The organism is Streptomyces triticagri, assembly GCF_003429565.1.
GTDB lineage: Bacteria > Actinomycetota > Actinomycetes > Streptomycetales > Streptomycetaceae > Streptomyces > Streptomyces triticagri.
This window is the reverse complement of record NZ_QUAK01000008.1, coordinates 38,142-64,734: the sequence shown is the minus strand read 5'-3', so window position 1 is coordinate 64,734 and position 26,593 is coordinate 38,142. Positions and strand designations below refer to the sequence as shown.

23 protein-coding genes and 1 pseudogene are annotated in these 26,593 nt (G+C 72.5%); 5 read left to right on the top strand and 19 right to left on the bottom strand.

The window, feature by feature from the left end:
• The 4 genes from DY218_RS01130 to DY218_RS01115 all read right to left on the bottom strand — a co-directional run.
• Window positions 1–196 (bottom strand): TFIIB-type zinc ribbon-containing protein (locus tag DY218_RS01130; protein WP_199566576.1); only part of this gene is annotated, 196 nt, incomplete at its 3' end.
• Window positions 197–265: 69 nt separating this feature from the next.
• The gene (locus tag DY218_RS01125) at window positions 266–1,228 is read right to left on the bottom strand and encodes a phosphotransferase family protein (protein WP_233521280.1); all 963 of its coding nucleotides are present in this window, start codon (window positions 1,226–1,228) and stop codon (window positions 266–268) included.
• Between the two features lie 201 nt (window positions 1,229–1,429).
• Window positions 1,430–1,636, bottom strand: coding sequence for a hypothetical protein (locus DY218_RS01120; RefSeq protein WP_128553900.1), 207 nt, complete (start codon window positions 1,634–1,636; stop codon window positions 1,430–1,432).
• A 186-nt stretch (window positions 1,637–1,822) separates the two neighbouring features.
• A complete protein-coding gene (locus DY218_RS01115) occupies window positions 1,823–2,092 on the bottom strand; it encodes a hypothetical protein (RefSeq protein ID WP_128553901.1) in 270 nt (89 codons plus the stop codon).
• Window positions 2,093–2,336: 244 nt separating this feature from the next.
• Between DY218_RS01115 and DY218_RS01110 the strand changes: the two genes are divergently transcribed.
• Complete coding sequence (locus DY218_RS01110; RefSeq protein WP_128553902.1) at window positions 2,337–3,698, top strand: serine/threonine-protein kinase; 1,362 nt, start codon at window positions 2,337–2,339, stop codon at window positions 3,696–3,698.
• Here the strand turns inward: DY218_RS01110 and DY218_RS01105 are convergent.
• The 10 genes and pseudogenes from DY218_RS01105 to DY218_RS01060 all read right to left on the bottom strand — a co-directional run.
• A pseudogene (locus DY218_RS01105) lies at window positions 3,596–4,402 on the bottom strand (MOSC domain-containing protein); the annotation flags it as partial. The gene DY218_RS01110 and the pseudogene DY218_RS01105 overlap by 103 nt on opposite strands.
• 83 nt (window positions 4,403–4,485) lie before the next feature.
• Complete coding sequence (locus DY218_RS01100; RefSeq protein ID WP_128553903.1) at window positions 4,486–5,355, bottom strand: TrmH family RNA methyltransferase; 870 nt, start codon at window positions 5,353–5,355, stop codon at window positions 4,486–4,488.
• Window positions 5,356–5,420: 65 nt separating this feature from the next.
• Window positions 5,421–6,689, bottom strand: a complete 1,269-nt coding sequence (gene cobA, locus DY218_RS01095; RefSeq protein WP_128553904.1) for a uroporphyrinogen-III C-methyltransferase — start codon at window positions 6,687–6,689, stop codon at window positions 5,421–5,423.
• A gap of 284 nt (window positions 6,690–6,973) precedes the next feature.
• Window positions 6,974–13,336: a nicotinate-nucleotide--dimethylbenzimidazole phosphoribosyltransferase gene (cobT, locus tag DY218_RS35765; RefSeq protein ID WP_407703529.1), complete on the bottom strand. Its 6,363-nt coding sequence runs from the start codon at window positions 13,334–13,336 to the stop codon at window positions 6,974–6,976.
• Window positions 13,337–13,793: 457 nt separating this feature from the next.
• A complete protein-coding gene (gene cbiE, locus DY218_RS01085) occupies window positions 13,794–14,999 on the bottom strand; it encodes a precorrin-6y C5,15-methyltransferase (decarboxylating) subunit CbiE (RefSeq protein ID WP_128553905.1) in 1,206 nt (401 codons plus the stop codon).
• A 178-nt stretch (window positions 15,000–15,177) separates the two neighbouring features.
• Entirely contained in the window at window positions 15,178–15,816 is a 639-nt protein-coding gene (locus tag DY218_RS01080) for a GNAT family N-acetyltransferase (RefSeq protein WP_128553906.1), read from the bottom strand.
• A gap of 166 nt (window positions 15,817–15,982) precedes the next feature.
• Window positions 15,983–16,807, bottom strand: a complete 825-nt coding sequence (locus DY218_RS01075; protein ID WP_128553907.1) for a MetQ/NlpA family ABC transporter substrate-binding protein — start codon at window positions 16,805–16,807, stop codon at window positions 15,983–15,985.
• A gap of 78 nt (window positions 16,808–16,885) precedes the next feature.
• On the bottom strand, window positions 16,886–17,620 hold the full coding sequence (locus DY218_RS01070) for a methionine ABC transporter permease (RefSeq protein ID WP_128553908.1): 735 nt from the start codon (window positions 17,618–17,620) through the stop codon (window positions 16,886–16,888).
• Entirely contained in the window at window positions 17,617–18,684 is a 1,068-nt protein-coding gene (locus tag DY218_RS01065; RefSeq protein ID WP_233521281.1) for a methionine ABC transporter ATP-binding protein, read from the bottom strand. Before DY218_RS01065 ends, DY218_RS01070 begins: the two co-directional genes overlap by 4 nt.
• A 390-nt stretch (window positions 18,685–19,074) precedes the next feature.
• Window positions 19,075–19,719 carry an HAD family hydrolase gene (locus DY218_RS01060; protein WP_128553909.1) on the bottom strand — a complete coding sequence of 215 codons (645 nt, stop codon included), beginning with the start codon at window positions 19,717–19,719 and terminating at the stop codon, window positions 19,075–19,077.
• Window positions 19,720–19,788: 69 nt separating this feature from the next.
• On the opposite strand from DY218_RS01060, the gene DY218_RS01055 reads away from it, so the two are divergent.
• Together DY218_RS01055 and DY218_RS01050 are read left to right on the top strand one after the other, a co-directional pair.
• Complete coding sequence (locus tag DY218_RS01055; protein WP_128553910.1) at window positions 19,789–20,148, top strand: hypothetical protein; 360 nt, start codon at window positions 19,789–19,791, stop codon at window positions 20,146–20,148.
• A 1-nt stretch (window position 20,149) separates the two neighbouring features.
• The gene (locus tag DY218_RS01050; protein ID WP_233521282.1) at window positions 20,150–20,626 is read left to right on the top strand and encodes a hypothetical protein; all 477 of its coding nucleotides are present in this window, start codon (window positions 20,150–20,152) and stop codon (window positions 20,624–20,626) included.
• On the opposite strand, the gene DY218_RS01045 is transcribed toward DY218_RS01050, so the two are convergent.
• The 3 genes from DY218_RS01045 to DY218_RS01035 all read right to left on the bottom strand — a co-directional run bounded on the left by DY218_RS01045 (window position 20,608) and on the right by DY218_RS01035 (window position 22,986).
• Complete coding sequence (locus DY218_RS01045; protein ID WP_128553953.1) at window positions 20,608–21,120, bottom strand: GNAT family N-acetyltransferase; 513 nt, start codon at window positions 21,118–21,120, stop codon at window positions 20,608–20,610. The two genes, DY218_RS01050 and DY218_RS01045, sit on opposite strands and share 19 nt — an antisense overlap.
• A gap of 17 nt (window positions 21,121–21,137) precedes the next feature.
• Window positions 21,138–21,701 (bottom strand): RNA polymerase sigma factor, encoded by a 564-nt coding sequence (locus tag DY218_RS01040; protein ID WP_128553911.1) that lies wholly within the window; start codon window positions 21,699–21,701, stop codon window positions 21,138–21,140.
• Window positions 21,702–21,819: 118 nt separating this feature from the next.
• The gene (locus DY218_RS01035) at window positions 21,820–22,986 is read right to left on the bottom strand and encodes a glycerophosphodiester phosphodiesterase (protein ID WP_128553912.1); all 1,167 of its coding nucleotides are present in this window, start codon (window positions 22,984–22,986) and stop codon (window positions 21,820–21,822) included.
• A 242-nt stretch (window positions 22,987–23,228) separates the two neighbouring features.
• Between DY218_RS01035 and DY218_RS01030 the strand changes: the two genes are divergently transcribed.
• Entirely contained in the window at window positions 23,229–23,900 is a 672-nt protein-coding gene (locus tag DY218_RS01030) for a lysophospholipid acyltransferase family protein (RefSeq protein WP_128553913.1), read from the top strand.
• Window positions 23,901–23,919: 19 nt separating this feature from the next.
• Here DY218_RS01030 and DY218_RS01025 read toward each other — a convergent pair whose 3' ends face one another.
• Window positions 23,920–25,467, bottom strand: coding sequence for an MFS transporter (locus DY218_RS01025; RefSeq protein WP_128553914.1), 1,548 nt, complete (start codon window positions 25,465–25,467; stop codon window positions 23,920–23,922).
• Window positions 25,464–26,015, bottom strand: coding sequence for a TetR/AcrR family transcriptional regulator (locus tag DY218_RS01020; RefSeq protein WP_128553915.1), 552 nt, complete (start codon window positions 26,013–26,015; stop codon window positions 25,464–25,466). Before DY218_RS01020 ends, DY218_RS01025 begins: the two co-directional genes overlap by 4 nt.
• A gap of 110 nt (window positions 26,016–26,125) precedes the next feature.
• On the opposite strand from DY218_RS01020, the gene DY218_RS01015 reads away from it, so the two are divergent.
• The gene (locus DY218_RS01015; RefSeq protein WP_128553916.1) at window positions 26,126–26,590 is read left to right on the top strand and encodes a YdeI/OmpD-associated family protein; all 465 of its coding nucleotides are present in this window, start codon (window positions 26,126–26,128) and stop codon (window positions 26,588–26,590) included.
• Window positions 26,591–26,593: the final 3 nt, after the last annotated feature.

The following is a 26,593-nucleotide window of genomic DNA, read 5'->3' as shown; positions in this document are numbered from 1 at the left end:
CGGCCTGGTGGCCGGGGGCCGCCGGGGCGGGAGGGGCGGGTGGTGGAGCCTGCTGGGCCCACTGCGATTCGAGCCGGGTGAGCGCCTCGAGTTCGCCGTAGTCCAGGAATATCCCCCGGCAGCCGCTGCACTGCTCGATCTGGACGCCGTTGCGGTTGTACGTCTGCATCGGTGCTCGGCACTTCGGACACTGCATTTCGGGCTCAACTCCTCGCCGCTCGGAACAGCTTCACCGGTACGGAGTCCGGCTTCCTTCTCCGGAACCCTACTTGGGAAATGCGGTGTCCAACTCCGGTGGGAGAGCGGCCATTCGGACACACGAGTCGACCATCGCCTGCTCCACCTCATCCAGCGCACGGCCCGCGGCGGCCGCCTTGGCGACGGCCGTGGCAGCGGTCTGGACCGTGAGGGCGCGTGCGGGTACGTCGAGTGCCGGCCAGGGGTCGCCGGCCGGTGGCACGGCAGGGCCGCGGGCCGCTCGATAAGCGTCCAGGAAGCGGGCGAAGTCCTCCGCGGGCAGCAGGTCCGAGGCGTACCAGGCGGCGGGGCGCGCGAGGTCCCAAGCCGGTACGCCGAGGCCCAGGTCGTCGACGTCGATGAGCAGCCAGCCGTGGGCGTCGTCCGTGGTCCGTACGAGCTGGCCGAGATGCCAGTCGCCGTGGCAGAGGGCGGCCGGGGCCGGCATCGGCGCTGCCGCACGGGCCCAGGCGGGCAGAGTCTGCCAGGCCTCTTCCACGGCTCGGGCCGCCGGACGGGTGGCGGTGCGGCGCATCCGGTCGAGGGACGCGGCCGCCTTCTCGGGGCCGCGCATCGGCGGCAGCGGGCCCGGGAGACCGGCGGGGTCGGTGCGGTGCAGGCGGGCGAGGAGCGTGCCGGCGGCGGACCAGGGGGCCTGGTGGGGAGCCTCGGGATCGACGGGGGAACCGTAGGGCCAGCAGGACACGGGGCGGCCGTCGACCGCGGTGAGTGGAGCGGGCGAGGCCGGCAGTGGGGGAAGCAGCACCCCGGCGAGCGTGGGATGGGCGGCGACTGCGATGCGTACGGCCAGCCGGGACGGGTCGCCGTCGGACGCGTGCGCCTTGGCGACCGCCGGTCCGTGGCGGACGACGGTGCCGTCGGCACGGTCGGCGAGTACGGCCCGGCGCACCGTGCAGGCGCAGGTGTCACGTGCCGGGTGCACCAGGTCGCGGACGACGGCCGTCAACTTCCGCTGGAAGGTACTGGTCACCGCTCCCCCGCCGTAGGCCGGACTTCGCGTCGAGCCTACGGGGACCGGCCGCACGGCGGCCCGGGAGTGTGCGCACACAAAAATGCTCGCGCAGCTCCCCAGCTGCGCGAGCATTTGTGCCGTCCGCCGCACCCCCGTCCCCACGGGGCTCACTGGCCGGATGTCCCCGCCCGGACCGCTCTTCCGGGCCTGAGGCGCCGCTCAGCGCCCCAGCATCACGCCCACGGACGACGCTTGTGTGACCACTGCTTCCCAGCCGCCGAAGACGACCACGAGCAGGGCCGCCAGGGGAAGCACCATGGCCGTGGCCACCAGCGGGTGACGCGTGCCGGACTGGCGGCTTCCGAATGCCGCCTGCACCTTGCGTCCCCGTGTGCGGATCATGGTCCGCGTCGCGGTGTCGGCCATGGTTCCTCTCCTGTCGTCTGGCAGCGGCGGGTGTCTGACCTCGGGGGACGAGTGCTGCACCCGCCGCTTGACAACAAATCTAGGCGGACGGGGCCCTTCGGGCGTCATGCCCTCGTACCTAATGCCGGGCCTCCTGCGGGATGACCCCTCACACCGTCATGTACTCCCCTGGGTGGAGACGTGGACCTAGGACTCGGGGACTTCCCCCAGGGGTCGGCGCGCTGCCGCCTCCGCCGGGTCCTCCCTCGGTATCGGTTGTTCGACCAGGGCCAGGACCCTGTTCGCCATGAATCGCGCTGTGCGTACGACCGATCCACTGCGGGTGACTTCGCTCACTTCGACCACGCCGCGGCGCACTGCGGTCTCCACCCGGCGGCCCGCCCGGCCGGCCACCACCTCGTACGTCCGTGTCGTGTCGCCCGCGTCCACGACGATCTCCACCCGGTCACCTTTCATGGAGTCAATCCCCCTTCTGCGACGGAGTGTTGGGGCTCCGGTCGCGGTCGACGACCGGCCTGCCCGCCGGTTCTTCTGACCATGGGTCAATTCTCCCACCGGGCACTGACAATCGATCGGTCGGTGAATCGGTCGCCGAAGGCGCGGCCTCTGCACGCTCCCGGCCGGGGAAACGTAAGCTGTGGCTCGTCATTCGGTCAGGGCGGCAAGGACAACCGGGCACCAAGGGCGACAGGGATTCAGCATGGCGATGATGCGGCTCCGGCGCGAGGATCCGCGTGTCGTCGGCTCGTTCAGGCTGCACCGCAGGCTCGGTGCGGGCGGCATGGGCGTCGTGTATCTGGGCTCCGACCGCCGGGGGCAGCGGGTCGCTCTCAAGGTGATCCGGCCCGATCTGGCGGAGGATCAGGAGTTCCGCTCCCGGTTCGCCCGTGAGGTGTCGGCGGCCCGGCGGATCCGGGGCGGCTGTACCGCGCGCCTGGTCGCCGCGGATCTGGAGGCCGAACGCCCCTGGTTCGCCACGCAGTACGTCCCCGGCCCCTCGCTGCACGACAAGGTCGCCGAGGAAGGCCCGCTGTCCGCGGCCGAGGTCGCCGCGGTCGGCTCGGCGCTGTCGGAGGGCCTGGTCGCGGTGCACGAGGCCGGAGTGGTGCACCGGGACCTGAAGCCGTCCAACATCCTGCTGTCCCCCAAGGGGCCGAGGATCATCGACTTCGGTATCGCCTGGGCGACCGGCGCCTCGACTCTGACGCATGTGGGCACGGCGGTCGGCTCTCCCGGGTTTCTGGCGCCCGAGCAGGTGCGCGGTGCGGCCGTCACACCGGCCACCGATGTGTTCTCGCTGGGCGCGACGCTGGCGTACGCGGCCATGGGTGACTCGCCCTTCGGGCACGGCAGTTCGGAGGTCATGCTCTACCGGGTGGTGCACGAGACCGCACAGCTGCGGGGGGTGCCGGACGCTCTGGCGCCGCTGCTGAGCGCGTGTCTGGCCAAGGACCCCGAGGAACGGCCCAGCACGCTTCAACTGTCCCTGCGGCTGAAGGAGATCGCCGCTCGCGAGGCGCACGGCCTGACCGACACCCGGGCTCCCGCACCGCGGCGGGAGAGCGACCGCCCTTCGGTGGGCAGGTCCGCCGAGGAGCGCACCGAATCGCAGGCCCATCGGCGCGCATCGGGCAGCGGTACGACCGGCGCGCAGCGAGCCTCGGGGGCGCGCGTGGGGCAGCGTCCGCCGGCGCAGCGGAACACGACCCGTCCGGGCCGCCGTCCCGCGCCGCGCAGTGGAGCCGGCCGCCCCGCCTCCCGTACCACCGGGACCGGACGGCGGGTGCCGGCCAATCCGCGGCTGCTGCGGCAGCGGCTGGTGGTCTTCGTCGTGGTGACCCTCCTGGTGGCGCTCGGTATTGCTGCCGCGCAGGGCTGTCAGGGGCCCGCCCAAGGGTTCGGCGGAGCCGGCTCGCCGCGGAGCGCCGAGGTCGGTGGGGCGGTGGCCGCGGTCAAGTCCCAGGCGGTGACGGCCGGTTCGTCGCCGACGGCCACCCGGCCGGGGCGCAGCACGGAGAAGTTGGCGCTGAAGACGACCCCTCCCCCGGCCGAGCGCCGATAGCCGGCCAGGCTCCGCAGCGGCTCCGGGCCCGCCTTGGTGCCCGACTCCTGGTCGACGAGGGTGACGGCGCAGCGTACGACCTGTTTGGCGAAGGCCAGCTCGGTGTCGCCGAGTTCGATCCGGCGGACGTCGTCCTCGCGGTGCGCCGCCCAGTCGTCCAGGACGACATTGGGCCGGAAACGGCTCATCGGCAGGGGAGCGCGGCCTGCTCGTACGATGCGGTCGTTCAGGGTGTCCAGGGCGGCTCGGGAGACCATGTTGACCGCGCCGCTGTCGGCCCAGGCGCAGGTGCCGGGGGTGAGGCCGTCGGTCACCCGGTCGTGCTCGGGTGGTACGCGGACGAGGCCGCTCTCGGCGCCGAGCACCTCGGAGAGCCAGCCGGACGCGTCCTTGTGCTGGGCGATGCCGCGGTACCGCTCGCCGAACAACTCCACGTCGCAGCGCGGTGATTCGAGGTCGATGTCGATGGTGAGGGGCTCGATGTCAGGTGCGCTCAGCGTCAGGCTGGTCCCGTCGGGGCTCGGCTCGGGCCGGATCACCGCGAGCCGTGGGTGGCCGCGCTGGCTGCGGTAGACGCCCTGCCCGTCGACGACCATGAAGCTGCGGTCGTGCTCGAGACCTGCGGTGGTGAGGCGGGCATGCTGCAGCGGCGTGCCGGCGCATCCCTTGACGGGGTAGGTGATCAGCTCTGCGACTACTGCCATGCGGTCACGTTAAGCCCCGGTACTGACAACCGTGCAGGCGCCCAGGAGTTCGGGACCGGACCCGACCGGGGCTCCGGCCCTCGTCAGGCCGTGCGCTCGGTCCTGAAGCGGGTCGCGTAGAAGGCCACTGCGGAGGCGGCGGCGACGTTCAGGGAGTCGACGCCGGAGTGCATCGGGATGCGGACGTGTTCGTCGGCGGCCATCAGGGCGTCCTGGGTCAGGCCGTCGCCCTCGGTGCCGAAGATCAGTGCCAGTTTCTCCGGGTTCCGTGCGGCGAGCTCGTCGAGGCTGATGGCCTGTTCGCTCAGGCAGAGCGCCGCCGAGGTGAAGCCGGCGCGTCGCAGCAGCTCGGCGTCCTTCGGCCACAACTCGAGCCTGGTCCAGGGGACTTGGAAGACGGCACCCATGGAGACCTTCACCGCCCGCCGGTAGAGAGGGTCAGCGCAGCGCGGTGTGAGGAGTACGGCGTCGACTCCGAGGGCCGCGGCGTTGCGGAAGGCGGCGCCGAGGTTGGCGTGGTCGACGATGTCCTCGAAGACGGCGACCCGGCGGATGCGGGGCGCGGCGGCCGGGCCGGCGGGTGCAGCGGTGTCCTCGCCGGGCAGACCGAGGAGTTCGGCGGGGCCGGGCAGCGGCCTGCGCTGCATCGAGGCGAGGGCGCCGCGGTGCACGTGGTAGCCGGTGACACGTTCGGCGAGCTCGGGGCTCACGGCGTAGACGGGGGCCGGGAGTTCGTCGATGACGTCGCGCATCACATCGATCCACTTGGCCGAGAGCAGCATGGAGCGCATCTCGTAGCCGGCGTCCTTCGCGCGCCGGATCACCTTCTCGCCCTCGGCGATGAACAGTCCCTCGGCCGGCTCGCGCCTGCGGCGCAGCTCGACGTCGGTCAGGTTGGTGTAGTCGCCGAGCCGGGGGTCGTCGGGGTCTTCGACAGTGATGAGGTCGGACACAGGGGTGATACTGCCTTGTCGTGCGAAGGGTGCCAACGGGGTGCGCGCGATTTGGTTACCTGCGGTTACCGATCACCGTGCGGATCTCCGTGCGGATCGCCGTGCGCGCCCGGGCCCACCTCCACGACGTCGCCGATCACGATGACGGCCGGCGGCCTGACCTCTTCGCGTACGACGGTCTCGGCGACGGTTTCGAGGGTGGCGTCCACCCGGCGCTGGGCGGCCGTCGTGCCCTCCTGGACGAGGGCCACCGGTGTGCTCGGGGCGCGCCCGCCCGCGACCAGGGCCGCGGCGATCGCGCCGATCTTGTCGACGCCCATCAGGACGACGAGTGTGCCGCGCAGCCGGGCGAGCGCGGGCCAGTCGACCAGGGAGCGCTCGTCGTCCGGTGCCACATGTCCGCTGACCACGGTGAATTCGTGTGCCACCCCGCGGTGGGTGACCGGGATGCCGGCGGCGCTCGGCACGCTGATGGAGCTCGAGATGCCGGGCACCACGGTGCAGGGGATGCCGGCCTCGGCGAGTGCCTGGGCCTCCTCCATGCCGCGTCCGAAGACGAAGGGGTCGCCGCCCTTGAGGCGTACGACGGCCCGGCCGGCCTTGGCGTGTTCGATCAGGGCGTTGTTGATGGCCTCCTGGGCCATGAAGCGGCCGTACGGGATCTTCGCGGCGTCGATCACCTCGACGTGCGGCGGGAGTTCGGCGAGCAGGTCGCGGGGGCCGAGGCGGTCGGCGATCACCACATCGGCCTCGGCGAGCAGGCGCCGGCCGCGGACGGTGATCAGGTCGGGGTCCCCCGGGCCCCCGCCGACGAGCGCGACCCTGGGTCCTTCGGGTGCCGTGCGGTGCTGCGGAGCCACCAGGGTGCCGTCGCGCAGGCCCTCCACCACGGCGTCCCGTACGGCCGCGGTGTGGCGCGGGTCGCGCTCCGCGAGCTCGGTGGTGAGCACGGCCACGGTGACGCCGGAGGTGTGGCCGGTGGCGGGGGTCAGGGCGGTGGCGACGTCCGCGTTGTCGCTGCGGACGCACCAGACCCGGTGGGCCTCGGCCTCCGCGGACGCGCGGGCGTTCGCCTCGGGGTCGCCGGTGGCGATCAGGGCGTACCAGGCGTCGGTCAGGTCGCCGTCGGCGTACCGCCTGCGGTGCCAGGTCAGTTCGCCCGCGTCCGCCATCGCCTCCACCGAGGGGGTCGCGGACGGTGATACGAGGACCACGTCGGCGCCGGCCGCGAGCAGGGCGGGCAGGCGGCGCTGGGCCACCTGTCCGCCTCCGACGACCACGACGCGGCGGCCGGCGAGACGGAGTCCTACGGGGTAGGCGGGGTGTGCTGCCATGGCGGTGGGGCTCCCGGTGCGGCTGGGCTGCTGCTGCCGCTGCGACGGTGGAGCGGCTCTTGACGTGCGGTGACGGGGTGTGGGGGTGCGGGTCCACGATACGGCGCGGGGGCGGCGAGGTCTTACCCGGTACGCGTCCGTGCGTGGTCGTGCTCCACGCGCGCGTGGAGCACGACCACGGACGGTTCTCACCCCTCACACGCGCGCGTGGAGGGGTGATCTGCTGTCGCTCCCCCGTCACGCTTCGCTCGCTCGCCGAGCGGTGGCGGCCGTACGGGACGGCGCTACTTCTCGGTGACGCCGGCCGAGTCGAAGGTGGCGACCTCGTGCATCACGCGCGCGGCGCTCTGCACGATCGGCAGTGCGAGAAGCGCGCCGGTGCCCTCGCCGAGGCGCAGGTCCAGGTCGACCAGCGGACGCAGGCCGAGCTTGGTCAGTGCGGCGACATGGCCCGGTTCGGCGCTGCGATGGCCGGCGACGCACGCGGCGAGCACCTCGGGGGCGATCGCCCGGGCCACCAGTGCGGCGGCTCCGGCGCTGACTCCGTCCAGGATCACCGGCGTACGCAGCGAGGCGCCGCCCAGCAGCAGGCCCACCATCGCGGCGTGCTCGAGCCCGCCCACCGCGGCCAGCACGCCGACGGGGTCGGCCGGGTCCGGCTTGTGCAGGTCGAGAGCACGGCGTACGACATCGACCTTGCGGGCGTGCATCTCGTCGTTGATGCCCGTGCCGCGGCCGGTGACCTCGGCCGGGTCGGTGCCGGTGTACACCGAGATGAGGGCCGCCGACGCGGTGGTGTTGGCGATGCCCATCTCGCCGGTGAGCAGGGCCTTGTTGCCGGCCGCCACCAGGTCGCGGGCGGTGTCGATGCCCACCTCGATCGCGGCCTTCACCTCTTCGCGGGTGAGCGCGGGACCGGTGGTCATGTCGTTCGTACCGGCCCGGATCTTGCGCGGCAACAGGCCCGGTGTGGCCGGGAGTTCCTCCGCCACGCCGACGTCGACGACACAGACCTCGGCTCCGACCTGGTGGGCGAAGGCGTTGCAGACCGCGCCGCCGCCGAGGAAGTTGGCCACCATCTGGCCGGTCACCTCCTGGGGCCAGGCGGTCACGCCCTGGGCGTGCACACCGTGGTCCCCCGCGAAGATCGCCACGGCCGCGGGCTCGGGCACCGGGGGCGGGCACATCCGGGACAGGCCGCTGAGCTGCGCGGAGATGATCTCCAGCATGCCGAGGGCACCGGCCGGCTTGGTCATCCGCTTCTGGCGCTCCCATGCCTCGCCGAGCGCCTTCGCGTCCAGCGGGCGGATGTTGCCGATGGTCTCGGCGAGCAGGTCGTGCGGCTCCTCGCCGGGCAGCGCACGCCTGCCGTACGTCTCCTCGTGCACCACCCAGGACAGCGGGCGGCGCTTCGACCAGCCGGCGGAGAGGAGTTCGGGCTCCTCGGGGAACTCCTCGACGTAGCCGACGCAGAGGTACGCGACCACGTCGAGGTGCTCGGGCAGGCCGAGCGTGCGCACCATCTCACGCTCGTCGAAGAAGCTGACCCAGCCGACGCCGAGGCCCTCCGCGCGGGCGGCGAGCCAGAGGTTCTCCACGGCGAGGGCCGAGGAGTACGGCGCCATCTGCGGCTGGGTGTGGCGGCCGAGGGTGTGCCGGCCGCCGCGGGTGGGGTCGGCGGTGACGACGATGTTGACGGGGGTGTCGAGGATGGCCTCGATCTTGAGTTCCTTGAACTGCTTGGCGCGGCCCTTGGGCAGGGACTTGGCGTAGGCGTCCCGCTGACGCATGGCGAGTTCGTGCATGGTGCGCCGGGTCTCGGCGGACCGGATCACGACGAAGTCCCAGGGCTGCGAGTGGCCGACGGAGGGCGCGGTGTGCGCTGCTTCGAGGACGCGCAGGAGCACCTCGTGCGGGATGGGGTCGCTGCGGAAGCCGTTGCGGATGTCGCGGCGTTCGCGCATGACGCGCTGCACGGCGGCGCGTTCGGCCTCGTCGTAGCCCGGGGCGGGGGCGCCTGCCTGGGCGGGGGCCGGCTGCGGCACGGAGTGCTCGCCCGTCGGCCGGCCGGGCTCGGCGGCGGCGGAGGGGTGCTGCGGGGCGTGTGTCTGGGGGGTGTTCACGTGCTCTCCGGCCTTCGGGTTCTGAGGGGGCGACCCGTCGGCTCGCGGGCCGTCGGCCGAATCGTTCGGCAGCGTCGCTCGGTTGCCGGCCGCCGCGCCCTGATCACCCTCGCGCGGGGCGGGCACGGCGGCCTCGGGTTCCTCGTGCAGTTCGATGGGCGGTACGACGAAGGGCACCGACTGCGCGGAGATCTCGTCGCCGAAGGTGGCGGGGCGGTCCGGGACTGGGGCGGGGGCGGCCGCGGGTGCGGGGGTCGGGCTCTGGGCCCCGGGCGCGTGTGCGGCCGGGGTTTCGGTCCGTACGTCCGCGGGGCGGGGGCTCGGTGCCTCCTGTGGGGCACCGGGCGGGGCGGGTGCCAGGTGTGGGTCGGTCGGCACCTGGCCGTCGGTCTCGGCGAACTCGCCCATGGGCAGCGGGTCTTGAGGCGTCGGGGCGGGGCCGCGGGAGGTCGATGTTCCGTCCTGGGGAGCGGGTGCGCCCTGCGCCGCGGCGGCGGGCGCGGCCGCGTGGGGGTGGGGTGCGTCGTCGGAGGACGTGGCCTGGACGGGGCTCGGCCCGTCGTCGGGTACGGCCACTGCCGGCGCGGGCCGGGATGCCTCGCCAGGAGGCGGTACGTGAGTGGCGTGCGCGGCGGCGCCGGGAAGCGGGGCCTGACCAGTCGCAACCGGCCCGCCGGGCGCGACAACGCCATCCGCCGGCAGGGCTTCGCCGGGAGCGGCGCCCTCGGCCGGCTGGGTAGCCTCCGCGGCGCCGACGCCACGAGGAAGCTGCGCCGCGCCGTCAACCGGAACCGATCCGTCGGTCGGCGCGACCGCACCGACCGACGCAGGATCGGTCGCGGACGGCGCCTCTCCGGAGGCAGTCACCTCGCCGGACCGGGAGTCCTCGCCGCCCGTCGCGGCCTCGCTCGTCGGCGACGCCCCATCCACCGGAACCGGTCCGCCGGACCGCTCGGCCTCGCCGGTCTGTGCCGCCTCGTCGAAGAGTTCGGCCTCGTCGGCCTTGTTCGGCCCGCCGCGTCGTGCGGCCTCGTCGGCCGATTCAGCCGCTCCGGCGTGCGATGCCTCGTCGGCCGCAGCACCCTGGCTGGGGGCCTCCGCGGGGGCGCCGTCGGTGAGCGGCGCCCCATCAGACTGCCCGCCGGAAGGCGCGGCGCCGCCGGCCGACGCAGAATCACCCGCGAGCGGCGCCTCACCAGTCCGCGAGCCCTCACCCGTTACGGCCTCGCCGGCAAGCAACACCCCACCGGCCGGAACCAGCCCGTCGGACCCTGCGACCACGCCGGCCGACGCAGAATCACCCACGAACGGCGCCTCGCCGGGCGCAGCCGACCCGCCGGATGCGGCCACCCCAGCGGCCGACGGCCCGTCACCAGGCGTAGCACCGTCACCGGTCCGGGCCGCCTCGCCGGTCGCGAGCTCGCCGGGAAGCAACGGCTCACCAACCGGAGCCGGTCCTCCGGAACTTCCGGCTCCACCGGTCGGAGCAAGCCCATCCTCGGGCGGCGCCTCACCGGGCTGTGCGGCCACCGAGTCGGCAGTACCAGGGAGCGACGCCCCGTCGACCGGAGCGGTCTCGCCAGGAGGCAGCGGCTCGCCGGCCGCGGTGGTAACACCCGGAGTCGTGGCGCCGCCGGCCGGCACGGTCCCCGCAGGCGGGTACGAGTTGCCCGGAACGGGCGACCCCTCGGACGGAGCCGGTTGGCCGGGCCGTGATACTGCACCCGACTCGACGCCCTCGCCGGGCTGGGACGCCTCACCGACCGGGGCAGCCCCACCAGCAAGCGGTGCCTCGCCGATCGGAACGGGCCCGCCGGGCCGAGGAGCCTCGCCGGACGATGCGGCCTCGCCGGACGATGCGGCCTCGCCGGACGATGCGGCCTCGCCGGTCGCCATGACCTCTGCGGGCGCCATGCCCTCTGCGGTCGCCGTGATCTCGCCGGTCGGGGCCGCATCTCCGGGACGGGACGGCGACCCGCCGACCGGGGCGGTGTCACCGGTGAGTGACGTCTCGTCGAGCGAGTCCGGCCCGCCGGGCCGAGCAGCCTCGCCCGTGAGCGGCGACGCATCGGCCGGGGTGCTCACGCCTGGACGCGCCGCCCCATCCCCCGGCACGGGCCCGTTCGGCCCGGTTGCCTCGGTGGCCGTGACGCCACCCTGGTCGATCGGGGCGGCCGACGGCGTCGTGGTGTCGGCCGCAGCGCTGCCCGGATCGGTGTCCGGCGCCGAGGCTGCCTGTCGCGGGTCGGCTGAGGTCGGCTGAGGCTGGACGGAATCGGGCCGGGTTGTCGCCCCCGTGGAAGCACCGTTCTGCGCAGCACCGGCCTGAGCGGCACCGGTCGCGGGCGACGCGGCCTCGGTGGGCGGGCCCGCATCCGTAGGCGATACGACACCGTGCGGGTGGTGGTGAGCCCCGCCGGCCGCTGGTCCGTGCGGCTGCGGGGCCTGAGAACGTACCGCCGGCTGCGGCTGCACGATCCGGCGACGGCGCCCGGTGCCGGCCTTCGGCGCCGGAGTCGGCGTGAGCGCCTGGGCGGGATCGGCGATCCGCTGCTCCTGGTCGGTGGTCGGAAGCCGGTCGGGCTGCCCCTCGGTCTCGGGCAGTTGTGCGCCTACGGCTTCGGGGCCGGCCGGCGCCGACTGCTGCGCGGAAACCGTGGCCGGGGTCTCGGACGAGGTAGGGATGTGCTGCTCGTCCGCCGCCCCGACCCGCACCGTGGCGGGCGCCCCTGCCGAAGCGGGCCGGGCGGCCGGCGGCTGCCCACCGGTTGTCCCCTGCCCACCGGTTGCCCCCTGCCCTTCGATCGCCGACGCGATCGAGGTCGCCTGGCCCCCGGCCGCCGGGTCGGCGACCGTTTGTGCGACGCCACCGTTCCGCGCCACACCGGTGTCGTTCTGCTGCGCGCCGGCGGCCGGCTGCCCGGCGCTCACCGCGTCCCCCGCACCGCCGGCATCCACCTGGCCTTGCGGTGCCCCGCCGGGCTGCTGGGCCACATCGGCGGCAGTCTGCCGCGCGTCACTCATGCCTGCCGCCCCGTGAGCGGCGGCCGTCACCGGTCCGGCCTGCGCCGGAGCGGCCTGCGCCGGAGCGACCTGCGCCGGCTCTCGCACGGCGGTCTCGTGGACCGCGTCCGGTGCGGACTGCGTGCCCTCCGCGGCCGCCGAGGCACCGCTCGGCGTCTGCGGCCGGGCACCTGGCCCGTTCGCTGCCGGGTCGCCCTGGCCGACCGCATCGCCCTGCGTGCGCTCGTGTCCGGCGCCCTCGGAGCCGCCCTGACCGTCCGCAGGCCCCGGGGCGACTGGGCCGGCCGCTCCGGTCTGCACCACACGCTGCACGGCCGACAGCGCGGCATCCGCGGCGAGCGCCTGCCGGCCCGCCGCATCCTCGGCGCCGCCCGGCTCGGAGCCCGCGCCCCCGGCCGCCTCCATGGACGGACCCGCCTGGTCCGCCACCCGGCCACGCTGCAGGGAAACGCCTCGCGACGGCGCGACGCCGCTCGGCCCCGGCGACACCGCGGCCATCTCGGCGGCATCCTGCGGAGCGTTCTGCTCAGGGACGACCGTTTCTGCGGGAGCAGTCACCGGACCGCCGGAAGGCATGACCGCATGCTCGGGAGACATCACCGGATAGTTCTGCACGGGCGCCCAGGGAGCGGCACCCAGGGGCGGAATCGTCCCCAACTGCGGCCCGGGCATCGGCGCCTCGTGCGGCGGTACGTCCAGATACTCCGGCCCACCGGCCGTCGCGTCCGCACCGGGTACGGCCGGTGCGTCACCGGCCCACGCATCACCGGCCGACCCATCACCGGCCGGGACGCCACCGCCCGCGACACCAGGCACCGGTCCGCCCGTCACCACCGGCCCGCCGACGCCACCAGCGCCGGCTCCGACACCCACGGGCCCCTGCCCGGCACCCGGCACCGCCACAGCCTGCGCCGAAGAAGAAGCCACCGACGGCGCCGCCGCAGGCCCCCGATCGGCCAGCGAACGCACCGGGCTCCCCGCGCCCGTGGAACCGGGAACGGGCGGACCCATGTGCAACGGCCGCCGCACGGGCGCGCCCTGAGCCTGCCGTTGTCCGTCCTGCCCCACCGCCGAAGGCTCCGGCGCGGCGGGCACGCCGCCCCGGGCACTCCCCGAACCGTGCACACCCGCACCCACCACGTCGTACTGCCCGGACGCCGCACCGGGATGCCCAAGGGCCCCCGCGTCTCCGCCGCCGGATCGCACCGCGCCCAGGTCGAGGGATCCGCTGTCGCGCCCCGACTCCTCGTGCGCACCGGCCACCGGCGCCCCGGGCCCGGGAACAGCGGCCGCCGCCTGCGGATCCGCCAGGTGCGTCTCGGCCCACGCCCCCTGCGCGCCCGGCATCAGAAACAGATCGTCGTCCTCGCCCGCCGGAGCGCCGCCCGTACCGGGAACGTCCCGCATGGTGTACGCACCCGGGATGTCCGTGCCCGGCTGCTCCACCGTGCCCGCGTCCTGAGGCAGTCCCTCGCCCGGGACCTGGCCGGTGTCGGTCATGCGTACCCCTCGCCCATTGGTCGTGCTCCACTCTCGGCCGACTCGCCCGGGGCGGCTCGGCGGCCACCCATGGACAAGAACGAGCGTGCGCGCCGTGCGGCACGAACATCCCGTCTCCAAGACGCCGAAGCGCCATGACGACAAAGCGCCAGAACGCCCGAACGCCAAGGCCATTGTTGTGGCCGCACCAGCATCACAACGGAAGATCCGTCACGACCCCGTTGTGGGCTGCGCCACGTCGCGCGTCCCCCGGCCGCTGCCGTACCACAGTCACCCCAAATCGGGCGCACTTTCCGGGTCATTGACGTACGAAACGACGAACGCCCGGGAGTAGTACAACGATCGGCCAGCCTACCGCGCGCGCCCGGCGAGCAAGGTCACGGGGCGACGGCCCACCCGCACGAGGGGCCCTCATCCGGCGCGGACCGCGGCGGTGGCGGAGCGCGGCGCGGCCCGATCAGGAGGCGGGCCGGTCCAGTTGGGCGGAGATCAGGAAGGCGATCGAGCGCTCTCGCTCGGTCCAGACGCGGGTGTCCAGTTCCACGGACTGCAGCAGGGCGCACTCGACGACGTACCCGTGCTCGCCGAGGTCGCGGCCGATCAGCTCGGCCTCGTCGCGGGTGGCGGCATGCGTCACGATCCGCTCGGGGCGCCGGTCGGCCACGGCCGCGACGACCGGTGCACCGCCGCCGCCGACCCGTACGACGTCGGGTTCCGGCAGGTCCTCGAGCACATGCGGGGCGCTGCCGTGCACGACCTGGAGCTGCACGCCGAAACGGCGGGCGGACGCGGTGGTGCGGCCGCAGGTGTCGGCGTCCCGGTCGACCGCGATCACCGCGGCCCCGAAGCGGGCGGCCTCCACGGCGAATGCGCCGACGCCGCAGCCGATGTCCCAGACGAGGTCGCCGACGCGGGGGCCGAGGCGGGCCAGTTGGGCGGCTCGGAGCCGTTCGTTCTCGCCCTCGCCGGTGCCGCCGCCGTAGGCCTCGGCGGGCAGCGCCCAGCCGCGCGGCTTGGCTCCGGGGTCGCGGCCGGCGATCCAGCCGGTCTCGGCGGCCACCGGGCCACCGATGACGATGACCACGTTGGGGTCGCGCCAGGTGTGGTCGGCGGCGCTGTCGGAGGTGATGACCGTGACCTGCTCGCGTTCGGTGCCGAGTTCTTCGCAGACCACGAAGGTGCGGTGCACACCGGCGAGCAGCAGGGCGAGTTCGGCGGGTCCGGCGCCCGGTGAGGTGAGGACGGCGACCTTGGTGTGGGCGCGGCAGACGTTGACCGCGCGGCGCAGAGTGCGGCGGTGGGCGGACACGACCTGCGCGTCGTCCCACGGCATTCCGGCCCGGGCGAAGGCCTGGGCGACGGAGGACACGGCGGGTACGACCTCGACCTCGAGACCGTGCTCGGGGGCCCGCAGGGTGCGGACGACGCCGAAGAAGCCGGGGTCGCCGTCGGCGATGACCACGGCGGTGCCGCGGTGGGCGGCGATCCTGCGGGCGGCGAGCCCGACGCTGCCGAGCCGTACGCGCTCGGCGTGTGCGGGGACTTCGGGCAGATCCAGGTGGTGTGCGGCTCCGGCGACGAGGGTGGCGGCGCCGAGCGCCGCGCGTGCCGCCTCGGTCAGCGGCGGTCCGTCCCAGCCGATCACCGTCACCCGGTCGGCCATGGTCGTCAGTCTCCTGGGGGTTCTCGCAGGTGGTCGTGGGGCTGCCGCACAGCCGACCCGGGGAGCCTACCTGCCAGGGCCACGGATCGTGTCAGGGCCGGCGTCGGATCGGTCCCCTCGGGGCAGTCGGAACGGGGCCCCTCCGGGCAGTCGGAACGGTTCGCCTCCGGACAGCGGGTCAGTTCCATTCCGGGAAGGACGTGTATCCGGAGGCTTCCGCGAACTGCTCGCTGACGCCGTCGAGGTCTTCGGGCAGCAGGCTCCAGACGATGAGGTCCGTACGGAACTCGCTCCACTCACCGCCGCCGTCCCTGGCCCGCGCTATCCAGGCGCCCCTGAGGACTCCCTCGCTGATGCAGCCGATCTTCTGGGCGACCTGCTGGGCCGCGGTGTTGTCGGCGGCGGTGCGCAGTTCGACGCGCTCGAAGCGCTGGTCGTCGAAGAGCCACTGCACGGTGGCGAGGGCGGCCTCGCTCGCGTACCCCTCGCCGCGCGCCCAGGGGGCGATCAGGTAGGAGAGTTCGGCGGACCGCACCCGCCAGTCGGTGTGGCTGAGGCGCACGACGCCGACGAGGCGCTGGGTGAGGAACTCGGTGACGGCAAAGACGATTCCGCGGCCCCGGGAGCGCTCGGCGGGCGCCTGACGGGTGATCCACTCCTGGGCGTCGTCCCGTGTGTAGGGCTGCGGCACCGTGGTCCAGGACGTGATCAGCTCGTCGTTCATCATCTCGGTGCAGGCGTCGATGTCCACGTCCTCGAACGGTCGCAGCACCAGCCGATCGGTGCTGATGGAGATGTCCGGGAAGGTGGTCGTCATCGCGCCGCTCCGTCGCTACAGGCTGCTGAAGTGCCCAGCATGCAGCATGCACGCGCATAACTGCACCACAGGGTCCGCACCTTGAGCGGTGCGGACCCTGTGGTAGACGGCTCGTTGCGAGCGGGTCGCGGGGCGCGCCCGGCGGCCCCGGGACTCAAGTCCCGCTTCAGAACGCCGGGATGACGGCGCCGTCGAACTCGTCCTCGATGTACTTCTTGACCTCGGGCGAGTTCAGCAGCTTCGCGAGCTTCTTCACGCGGGGGTCGTTCTCGTTGCCCTTCTTGACGGCGAGGAGATTGTTGTACGGGTTGCCCTTGGCCGCCTCCTGCACGAGGGCGTCCTCGGCCGGGCTGAGCTTGGACTCGACGGCGTAGTTGCCGTTGATGACCGCGGCGTCGACATCGCCGAGCGAGCGCGGGACCTGGGCCGCCTCGAGCTCCTTGAACTGGATGTTCTTGGGGTTCTTGGCGATGTCCTTCGGGGTGGCGCTCTCGCCGGCGCCGTCCTTGAGGGTGATCAGGCCGTTCTTGTCGAGGAGCTGGAGGGCGCGCGCCTCGTTGGTGGTGTCATTCGGCAGGGCGACGGTGGCGCCCTTCTTGAGGCCGTCCAGGTCCTTGATCTTCTGCGAGTACACGGCGAGCGGCTCGAGGTGGACGTCGACGAGCGGGACGATGTCCGTCTTGTTCTTCTCGTTGAAGTCCTCGAGGTACGGCTTGTGCTGGAAGAAGTTGGCGTCGACGGAGCCGTCCTGGGTGGCCGTGTTCGGCAGGACGTAGTCGGTGAACTCCTTGACCTCGAGCTCGAGCCCTTCCTTTTTCGCCAGATTGTCCTTGACATAGTTGAGGATCTTGGCGTGCGGGGTGGGGCTGGCGGCGACGGTCAGCGGACCGTCGGAGTCGCCGGAGCCGGAGTCGGAGCCGCAGGCGCTGAGCCCGAGGGTGAGGGCTCCGGCGGTGAGGACAGCAGCGGTGATCTTGGTGGTGTTACGCACGAAAAGTGCCTTTCTCCATGGGTGGTACGACCCCGAAGCGGGTGTCGGGGCGGATCGGGAAGCCCGGAGGTGCCGGGTTCAGGAAGCCTTGGTGGGCTCGACGGCGGCCGGTGCGGGGGTGCGCAGCAGCCGCAGCTTGGGGACGGTGGAGCCGCGTCCGCGCCGCGCGAGGGAGCGGGCCGCGAGGTCTCCGGCGAACTGGATGGCGGAGATGACCACGGCGAGCACGCCGACGGTGATCCACATCATCCCGGTCTCGAAGCGCTGGTAGCCGTAGCGGACGGCGATGTCACCGAGACCGCCCGCACCCACGGTGCCGGCCATCGCGGAGTAGCCGATGAGCACCACGATCGTGGTGGTGGCGCTGGAGATCAGCGAGGGCAGCGACTCGGGGATCAGGACCTTGCGTACGACGGTCCAGGTGTTGCCGCCCATTGCCTGTACGGCCTCGACGAGTCCGTGGTCCACCTCGCGCACCGCGGTCTCCACGAGTCGCGCGAAGAACGGGATGGCACCGATGGCCAGCGGCACGATCGCGGCCTCGACGCCGATCGTGGTGCCGGTGATCCATCGGGTGAAGGACATCAGGGCGACCATCAGGATGATGAAGGGCATCGACCGCGCGATGTTCACGATCTGCCCGATCACCTTGTTGACGACCGTGTTCTGCAGCAGCCCGCCGCGGTCGGTGAGGACCAGGAGCACGCCGAGCGGCAGTCCGCCGACGACGGCGATCAGGGTGGACCAGCCGACCATGTAGAGGGTGTCCCAACAGGCCTGCTCCAGCAGCGGCTGCATCTCCGACCAGGTCACTTGACGCCCTCCTTGACGAGCTGGGGTGCCGATTCGGCGAGCCGGGGCGCGGCCTCGCCGTCGTGTCCGGCCACCTCGACCTGCAGGCCCTGCTCGCGCAGGAAGCCGATCGGCACGACGTTCTCCTCGAAGGCTCCGGGCAGTTCGATGCGCATCCGCCCGACCTGCCGGCCCGCGACGGTGTCCATCGCGGCGCCCAGGATCGAGATGTCGATGTTGTACGTACGGGAGAGCTGGGAGATGACCGGCTGGGTGGCGGCCTCGCCGTGGAAGGTCACGTCGACCACGGTGCGCTCGTCGCCGGACGCCTCGCCGCTGACCGGGAAGAGGGCGGCGGCCAGTTCGGAGCCGGGGGTGGCGAGGAGCTCGTCCACGGTCCCGGACTCCACGATCCTGCCGTGTTCCATCAGGGCGGCCGAGTCGCAGATGGTCTTCACGACGTCCATCTCGTGGGTGATGAGCAGCACGGTGAGGCCGAGCTGGCGGTTGAGGTCGCGCAGGAGCTCCAGGATGGAGCGGGTGGTCTCCGGGTCGAGGGCGCTGGTGGCCTCGTCGGAGAGCAGCACCTTGGGGTCGCCGGCCAGGGCGCGGGCGATGCCGACGCGCTGCTTCTGGCCGCCGGAGAGCTGGCTCGGGTAGCTCTTCGCCTTGTCGGCGAGGCCGACCAGGTCGAGGAGTTCGAGTGCCTTGCGGCTGCGCTCGCGGCCGGACTTGCCGAGGATCTCCAGGGGGAGCTCGACGTTGTCCTGCACGGTCCGCGAGGACAGCAGGTTGAAGTGCTGGAAGACCATACCGATACGGCTGCGCGCCTCGCGCAGTTCCCGGCCGGCCCGCTGGCCGCGGCCGGCCAGTGCGGTGAGGTCGACGCCGTCCACGGTCACGGTGCCGGCGGTGGGCTTCTCCAGGAGATTGACGCAGCGGATGAGCGAGGACTTGCCGGCGCCGCTCTGGCCGATGACGCCGTACACCTCGCCCTCCCGCACATGCAGATCGACGCCGTCGAGGGCGGTGACCTCGCGGCCGCGGGAGCGGTAGACCTTGGTCAGGCCCGTAGTGGTGATCACTGGGTTTCCGTCACTGTCGAGTGCGCGGCGCGGTGTGCACCGGGCACGGGGGCGTTCGTCTTCTCGGGCGCGCAGGCGGAGTGCTCCCCGGGATCGGTGCGGGGAAGGCGATCGGCGCGTACGCGGGGCAGGCTCGGTCGGACGGGAAGTGCTGTCCTGACACGGCTCGCGGTCTCGCTTCGGGGCGCGAGGCGGGGGTGCGGGGGCCCTCAGAAGGCGCGCATTCGACACATACAACGAGCACCGGGCGCGGTGTACGCCTCGGTCGCAGGGATGCGGTTGCTCGTCGTGGTCATGTCCCCCAGTAAAACAGACGGCACGACGAGCCGATCAACGGCGTCCGCATAACGGACGCGGGGCGCCCGGCACCCGGACGCCCCGCGAGTTTGCTCAGCCCTCGGTGGTGATATCCACCCCGTCGTCCGTAACCTGCACGGACACCGCGGAGAGATCGGGTACGACGACATCGGCGGTGAGCTGGTCGGCCCGGTGCGTTGTGGTCAAGGCCACGGTCCGCATGCCGGCCGCACGGCCGGAGGCGAGCCCGGCGGGGGCGTCCTCGAAGACCACGCAGCGCGCCGGGTCGACGCCGAGGCGCTCGGCTGCGAGCAGGAACGGCTCGGGGTCGGGCTTGCCGCGCGTGATGTCGTTCGCGGCGATCATCGTGGGGAAGTCGATGCCGACCTCGTGGAGTCGGGCGGAGGCGAGCGGTCGGGTGGCGGAGGTGACGACGGCCCAGCGGTCGGCGGGCAGCTTCTGCAAAAGTTCCTTGGTCCCGGGCAGCAGTACGACCCCACCGGCCACGTCCTCCACCTCGAGCCGCTCGATACGGGCGACGGCTTCGGGGACCTGCTCGGCGGGGAGCACCTCGGCGAGGATCTCCGCGGCGGGCCGGCCGTGCAGATCGGTCGAGGCCATCGCCTCGGTGACGCCGTACTCCTGCGCCAGACGGGTCCAGCAGCGATAGACGGACTCCATGGAGGAGATCAGGGTTCCGTCGTTGTCGAACAGCAGGGCTTCGGCGTGGATCTTCATGGTCCCCGACCCTACGGGGCGTCCGGGGCCGCGCGCATCGGGCCATTCGTCCCGTAATAGGCTCGCGGCATGCTTACCGCCCTGACGATCGCGACCGGTGTGGCCGCGCTCGTGCTCGCCGCGTGGTGCGGCTTCGCCGCCTGGCGCGATCAGCCCACCAAGGACTGGCACTTCATCGGCATGGCCGTGGTGTCGCTCCTTGCGATCGTCCAACTGATCGTGGGAATCGTGCAGTTGGCGCGGGGTGAAGAGCCGGAGCAGGGCACCGTGATTTTCGTCGCGTATCTCGTCGGCTCGGCGGCGTGCATTCCGGCGGCAGGCTTCCTGTCGCTCGCGGAGCGCACCCGGTGGGGCTCGGTGACCGTGGCGGCGGGTGCCGTGGTGCTCGCCGTACTCGAAGTCCGGCTGCACGACATCTGGGGAGGCTGAGATGACGGACGGATCCGAGAAGTCCGGGACGGCCGACGAGGCGAACGGTCCCGCGGGCGCATCGAAAGGCAGCACCCGCTCCCGCCTGATCACCGGCCCCGGCCTACTGCTGCTCTGGCTGTACGGGGTCATGGTGGTGGGCGCACTGTCGCGCTCCGTCTACCAGATGTCCACGGAGCTCGACCGGGCGCCGCTCGCCTATTCGCTGTCGGCGCTCGCCGCCCTGGTCTACGCGTTCATCACGTACACCCTGGTCCGCGGCGGAGAGAAGGCCCGCAGGGCGGCCTTCGCCTGCTGTGCGGCGGAGCTGGCCGGTGTGCTGATCGTGGGCACCTGGACGCTGGTCGAGCCCTCCGCGTTCCCGGACGCCACGGTCTGGTCCGACTACGGGATGGGGTACGTGTTCATCCCCGTACTGCTGCCGGTGACCGCGATGTACTGGCTGCGGAGGGCCAGGACTCAGGCGCTCGCCGCGTAGGCGGACGGCGCGGCGGGGGCGGCGTCCTTGGTGAGCGTGATCAGGGTGAGGCGGCCGTTGACGACCTCGGTGGAGACCGGGGCGTAGCCGTGCTTGCGGTAGAGCTGCAGGTTGTTCTCGCTGCGGTGGCCGGTGAAGAGCTGGAAGCGCTTGACCGTGGACGAGCCGCCGAGCCGCTGCTCGATGGCGATGAGCAGCCGGCCGCCGAGCCCGTGCCGCTGCATCCGGGGATGGACGATCAGCTTGTTGATCCGGGCGGTGCCGTCGGGATCGACGCTGCCGCGGACGGCGGCCACCACCTCGTCGCCGAGGCGGGCGACCAGCACGCCGCCGGCGGTCAGCTCGCCCTTGATCGAGTCGAGCGGCTCGGTGAGCGGCTCGATCGTGTAGTCGCCGTACAGCTCCGCCTCGCTCTGGTAGCAGAGGAACTGCAGCTTCAGGATCTGTTCGGCGTCCTGCTCGGTCGCCGCAGAGATGGTCACGCTGATGCCCATGTGTGCATGCCTCTCGCTCACCTGTCCACCGGTTGCCTACCCCGCACTGTTCCCCATGGGCCGTGCGGCGCAACCTCCGCCGCGAGCATTCTGCGCAGGCATCCCAGGCATCGGGAACGTTCCGGCCCCAGGCTGCCCTGTGACATTCCCAACTGCCCTGCGATTTCGCGGTAGGTGAGGTCCTGCGGGGACAGCAGGGCGCCGAGCAGCCGGGGGCAGCGGCCGGGGAGCCTGCGTACCGCCGCCCGGATGACCCGGCCCTGCTCGGCGGCGAGCGCGAGACGCTCCGGACCGTGACCCCCGGCGGGTCCCGCCGGCTGCCCCTCGTCGGCGTACGGCACCTCGCGGCGGGCCCGGCGCCGGGCGATCCGCGCCTCGGCCCGTACCGCCGCACGCATCCACCGCGGTGCATCGGTGACCGGATCTCCCGCGCCGGCGCGCTCGAACAGCCGCAGCCACACGGTCTGTTCGAGGTCGCCGGGATCGATGCCGGCCGCGGCGGCTTCGGCGGCCGCCTCGGCCCTGAGCAGTGGGTGCAGGCTCGCGAGGCCGGCCGGCAGGAGGGATTTCGCTCGGGTCATGCCGATCTTGACGAGCGGGCGGGGCGGCAGGTTTCCGGCAGCGCCCGAAGCTCATCCCGAACGGTGAAGGAGGGGCAGGACGGTGACACACTGCCGCCCCGCCCTGGACGGCGCGGGGTCAGCGGCCCCCGATCTCGGCCGCCGCGAGCAGCGCCGTGTCCGGGTTGTCGGAGAAGATCCCGTCGATCCCGGTGTCGAGATAGGCCTTGAGCGCGCCGAAGACGTCGCCGTAGGCGTTCGGGTCCGTGCCGCGCCGGTAGTCGGCGGGCAGGAAGGTGTTCTCGTTGCGGAAGGTGTACGGGTGCAGCACGAGCTTCTGGGCGTGTGCGTCCCGTACCAGCGTGGTCGGCTCCAGGAGCTTGCCGTCCTCGTCCTTCGGGATGATCAGGTCGAGGGTCGGCCCGATGCCCTGCGCGAAGGAGGCGATCCACTCAAGGCCCTCGGGGGTGATCAGGTCGGCGACCGTGCGCGGGTCGCCCGCCTCGACGAAGTCCCAGGGCTGGGTGTCGGCGTCGCCGAGCAGCACGACCAGCGGGCCGTCCACCAGCTTGCCGAGGCGCTCGATGCTGGACGGCTCGAAGGACTGCAGGAACGTCGGCGAGTTCTTCTTGTGCCGGCCGTACTTGCGCAGCAGCTTGACCAGCGGCTCCTCGAGGCCGAGGCCGAGCTTCCGGAAGTACGTGGGGTGCTTGGTCTCGACGTGCAGCCAGATGCGGCGGCCGCGCTTCCTGCCCTCCTTCTCGGCCCACTGCAGGACCTCCTCGAAGGTGGGCACGGACCAGCGGCCGTCGAAGATCGTGTTGCGCTGCCGGTTCTCGGGGATCCGCTCCTTCGCGCGCAGCGTCTGCAGCTCCGCGAGCGTGAAGTCCTCGGTGAACCAGCCGGTCAGCGAGACGCCGTCCACGGACTTGGTGGTCTTGCGGCCGGCGAACTCCGGGTGGTCGGCGACATCGGTGGTGCCGGTGATGTCGTTCTCATGACGGCATACGAGATGGCCGTCCTTGGTGGGCACCAGATCCTGCTCGATGACGTGCGCGCCCATGTCGAGCGCGAGCTGGTACGAGCCGAGCGTGTGCTCGGGGCGATAGCCGCTCGTACCGCGGTGGGCGACGACCAGGGGCACCGGCAGATCGTCGTGGGAGTGGCCGCGCCCTCGCTCGGCGGCTCTCGCCGTGCCGGGCAGCCCGAGCGCCGCGCCACCTGCACCGAGGACCGCGGCCCCCAGAAGTGCGCGCCGCCCCGGTCCTGTGCCCGGCTGCTGCTCCTTCGTCGTGCCCTGCGTCATGGGTCTCCTCCCGGATCGCCGTCCGCGGCCGCGGACGCGACATGTCCCGCACCTGTCAAAGCGGGTGACCGATGCTAGGACGCTACGCATGACGACGGGGAGACCCTTGGACGAACACAGTGCAAAGACAGGTCAACACTGCGTATCCGCTCCGTGAACCCGATGTGCAATCGGTGCGGGCCCGCGAGTATCGTCCTCACCTGCACATACCTCATCCCCGCTGCTTGACACCGGAGGGCTAGTTGTCCCGCTTTGCGTTCATCAAGGCAGTACTCGGACCGGTCCTGCGCCTGATGTTCCGACCACGGGTGGAGGGCGTGGAGAACATTCCGGCCACCGGCCCCGTGATCCTCGCGGGCAACCACCTGACGTTCATCGACTCGATGATCATGCCGCTGTTCTGCAACCGGCAGGTCTTCTTCATCGGCAAGGACGAGTACGTCACCGGCAAGGGAATCAAGGGCCGCCTGATGGCCTGGTTCTTCACCGGCTGCGGAATGATCCCGGTGGACCGCGACGGCGGGCGCGGCGGAGCGGCCGCCCTGATGACGGGGCGCCGCGTCCTCGACGAGGGCAAGGTGTTCAGCATCTACCCGGAGGGCACCCGCTCGCCCGACGGCCGCCTCTACCGCGGCCGTACCGGCATCGCCCGGCTGACCCTGATGACCGGCGCCCCGGTGGTGCCGTTCGCCATCATCGGTACGGACAAGCTCCAGCCGGGCGGCGCCGGGCTGCCCCGGCCGGGCCGGGTGACGGTCCGCTTCGGCGAGCCGATGGAGTTCTCCCGCTACGAGGGCATGGGCCGCGACCGCTACGTGCTGCGGGCCGTGACCGACTCGGTGATGAGCGAGGTCATGACGCTGTCCGGTCAGGAGTACGTGGACATGTACGCCACGAAGGCCAAGGCCGCCTGACGGTCTCCTCCCCCGCGGCTCACAGATGCTCGACGCCGTCCTCGAGGCGGCTGTCGCGCAGCAGGAACCAGGCGGCGACTGAGGCGGCGAGCAGCACGGCCGCGCCCACGCCTGCCGCCACCCGCAGTCCGTCCACGAAGGCGCTCTGGGCGGTCCCGAGCAGTTCGGCGGCCTGGGCGGCGGGCAGTGCGCGCGCCGATTCCACCGCCCCGCCGAGCGACTCGCGGGCGGCCTCCACGGCCTGGCCCGGAATTCCGTCCGGGGCGCCGAAGTCCCGGTAGATGCCGGTCACGATGGATCCGAGCAGGGCGATACCGAGCGCCGTGCCGAGTTCGTACGCCGTCTCCGAGACCGCGGATGCCGCGCCCGCCTGCTCCTTGGGCACGCTGGAAAGGATCACGTCGGCGGTCACGGTGAAGGCGAAGCCGGCTCCGATGCCGACCACGAGCAGCACCGCGCCGAGCAGCGGATAGCCCGTGGTCCGGCTGAGCATGGTCAGCACGGCGAGCGAGAGGCCCACCGCCGCCAGGCCGCCGGCCACCACGAGCCGTACCGAGAAGCGTCGGGCGGCACGGCCGGCGAGCAGACCGGCGGTCACCGCGCCCACCGCGGCGGGCAGTTCGGCGAGCCCCGCCTCCAGCGGCTGCCGGCCCTGGACCAGCTGCAGGAACTGCGACAGGAAGAAGATCAGGCCGGAGAGTCCGAGGATGGTCAGGAGGTCGGCGAGCACGGCGCCGGAGAAGCCCTTGTTGCGGAACAGCTGCACATCGAGCAGCGGCGCATCGAGCGCCCGCTGCCGGCGTACGAACCAGACCAGGGCCAGCACGCCGAGCACCGCGGTCGCCGCGACGTCCCAGCGCATGCCGTGCGCGGCGGCCTCCTTGATCGCGTAGACCACCGCGACCATGCCGATCAGGGACAGGCCGACGCTGGGCAGATCCCAGGGGCCGGGCGACGGGTTCTTCGACTCGGGCAGCAGCTTGACGCCGACGACCACGAGGACCGCCATCACGGGCAGGTTGATCAGGAAGACGCTGCCCCACCAGAAGTGCTCAAGCAGGAATCCGCCGACGACCGGGCCGACCGCCGCACCGGCCGACGCGGCAGCGCCCCAGATCCCGATGGCGACCGAGCGCTCCCGCGGGTCGTGGAAGATGTTCCGGATCAGCGCGAGCGTGGACGGCATCAGGGTCGCGCCGGCCACGCCGAGCAGCGCCCGCGCGAGGATCATCAGCTCGGGCGTGGTGGCGTACGCGTTCAGAAGTGACACCGCGCCGAAGGCGGCGGCGCCGGTGAGCAGCAGCTTCTTGCGCCCGATGCGGTCGCCCAGGCTGCCCATGGAGACCAGGAGTCCGGCGATGACGAACGAGTAGACGTCACCGATCCACAGCAGCTGGGTGCCCGAGGGCTTCAAGTCCTCGCTGATGTACGGGGTGGCGAGCGCCAGCACGGTCGCGTCCACGGCGACCAGGAGGACGGCGAGCACCAGAACGGCCAGCGCGATCCAGCGTCCGGGGCGGTGCAGAGCCCCCTCGTCCGCGGTCGTACGCTCCTTGATGCCGGTCATCGCTTCACGCTCCGTCGTGCGCCGCCGAGCAGCAGCTCGACGATCATGTACTGGAAGTCCTTGGCGGCGAGCCGCCCGTCCTGCACCGACCAGGCGCCCGAACTGATCAGCCCGTACAGGGCGTCGGTGAGCCAAGCAGGCGTGAGGTCGATCCGGAACTCGCCCGACTCCTGGCCTCGGCGGAACAGCGCCGAGACGCGGTCGTCGATCCGGTCCCAGCCCTCGTTCATGCCCTCGGCCTCGAAGAGCTGGTTCTCGGTGATCAGGAAGGCGAGTACGCCCGCGACGGGCTCGGCCTCGGCGACCAGCCGGCGCAGCGCGTCGGACGCCTCGTCCTCGTCCAGCCGGGCGGCGTCCAGCGCCTCCTCGAAGCGCCGCAGGCTCATGTCCTCGATCGCCCGCACCAAGGTGTCGCGCCCGGCGAAGAGACGGTGCAGGGTGGCCCGGCTGATGCCGGCGGCCCGCGCCACCTCGTCCATCGTCGCGGTGGCCTTCCGGGTGAGGAGGGCGGCCGCGGACTCGAGCACCTGCTCTCGATCGGTCGTCATGAGACGACCATAACCCGAATGAGACATAGATGTCTCATCCAATATGCGGCTAGGGTCGGCCCTGCACACGCGTGGGAACTCCACCGAAGCGGGGGAAGCGGGAGGCAGCCATGGCGCCGGAGACCTTCACGACGCGTATCGAGCTGGGCGACAAGACCGCCACCGGGTTCCGGGTGCCCGCGGAGGCCGTCGAAGCGCTCGGCCAGGGCAAGCGCCCACGAGTCCTGGTGACCGTCGGACCCCATACGTACCGCAGCACGGTGGCCGTGTACGGCGGCGAGTACATGCTGCCGCTCAGCGCGGTCAATCGCGAGGCCGCCGGCGTCCGGGCCGGCGACACCTGCGAGGTGACCATCGCCCTGGATCTCGCGGAGCGCACCGTCGAGGTCCCCGAGGACCTCGCCCGGGCCCTGGGGCAGCACCCGGGCGCGACCGAGGCGTTCGCCGCGCTCTCCTACAGCAGACGGCGCGAACGCGCGGAAGCCGTCACCTCGGCCAAGCGCGCGGACACCCGCGAGCGGCGGATCGCCGGGATCGTCGCCGAACTGACGACGGCCCGGCCACCTCAGCGGTGACCG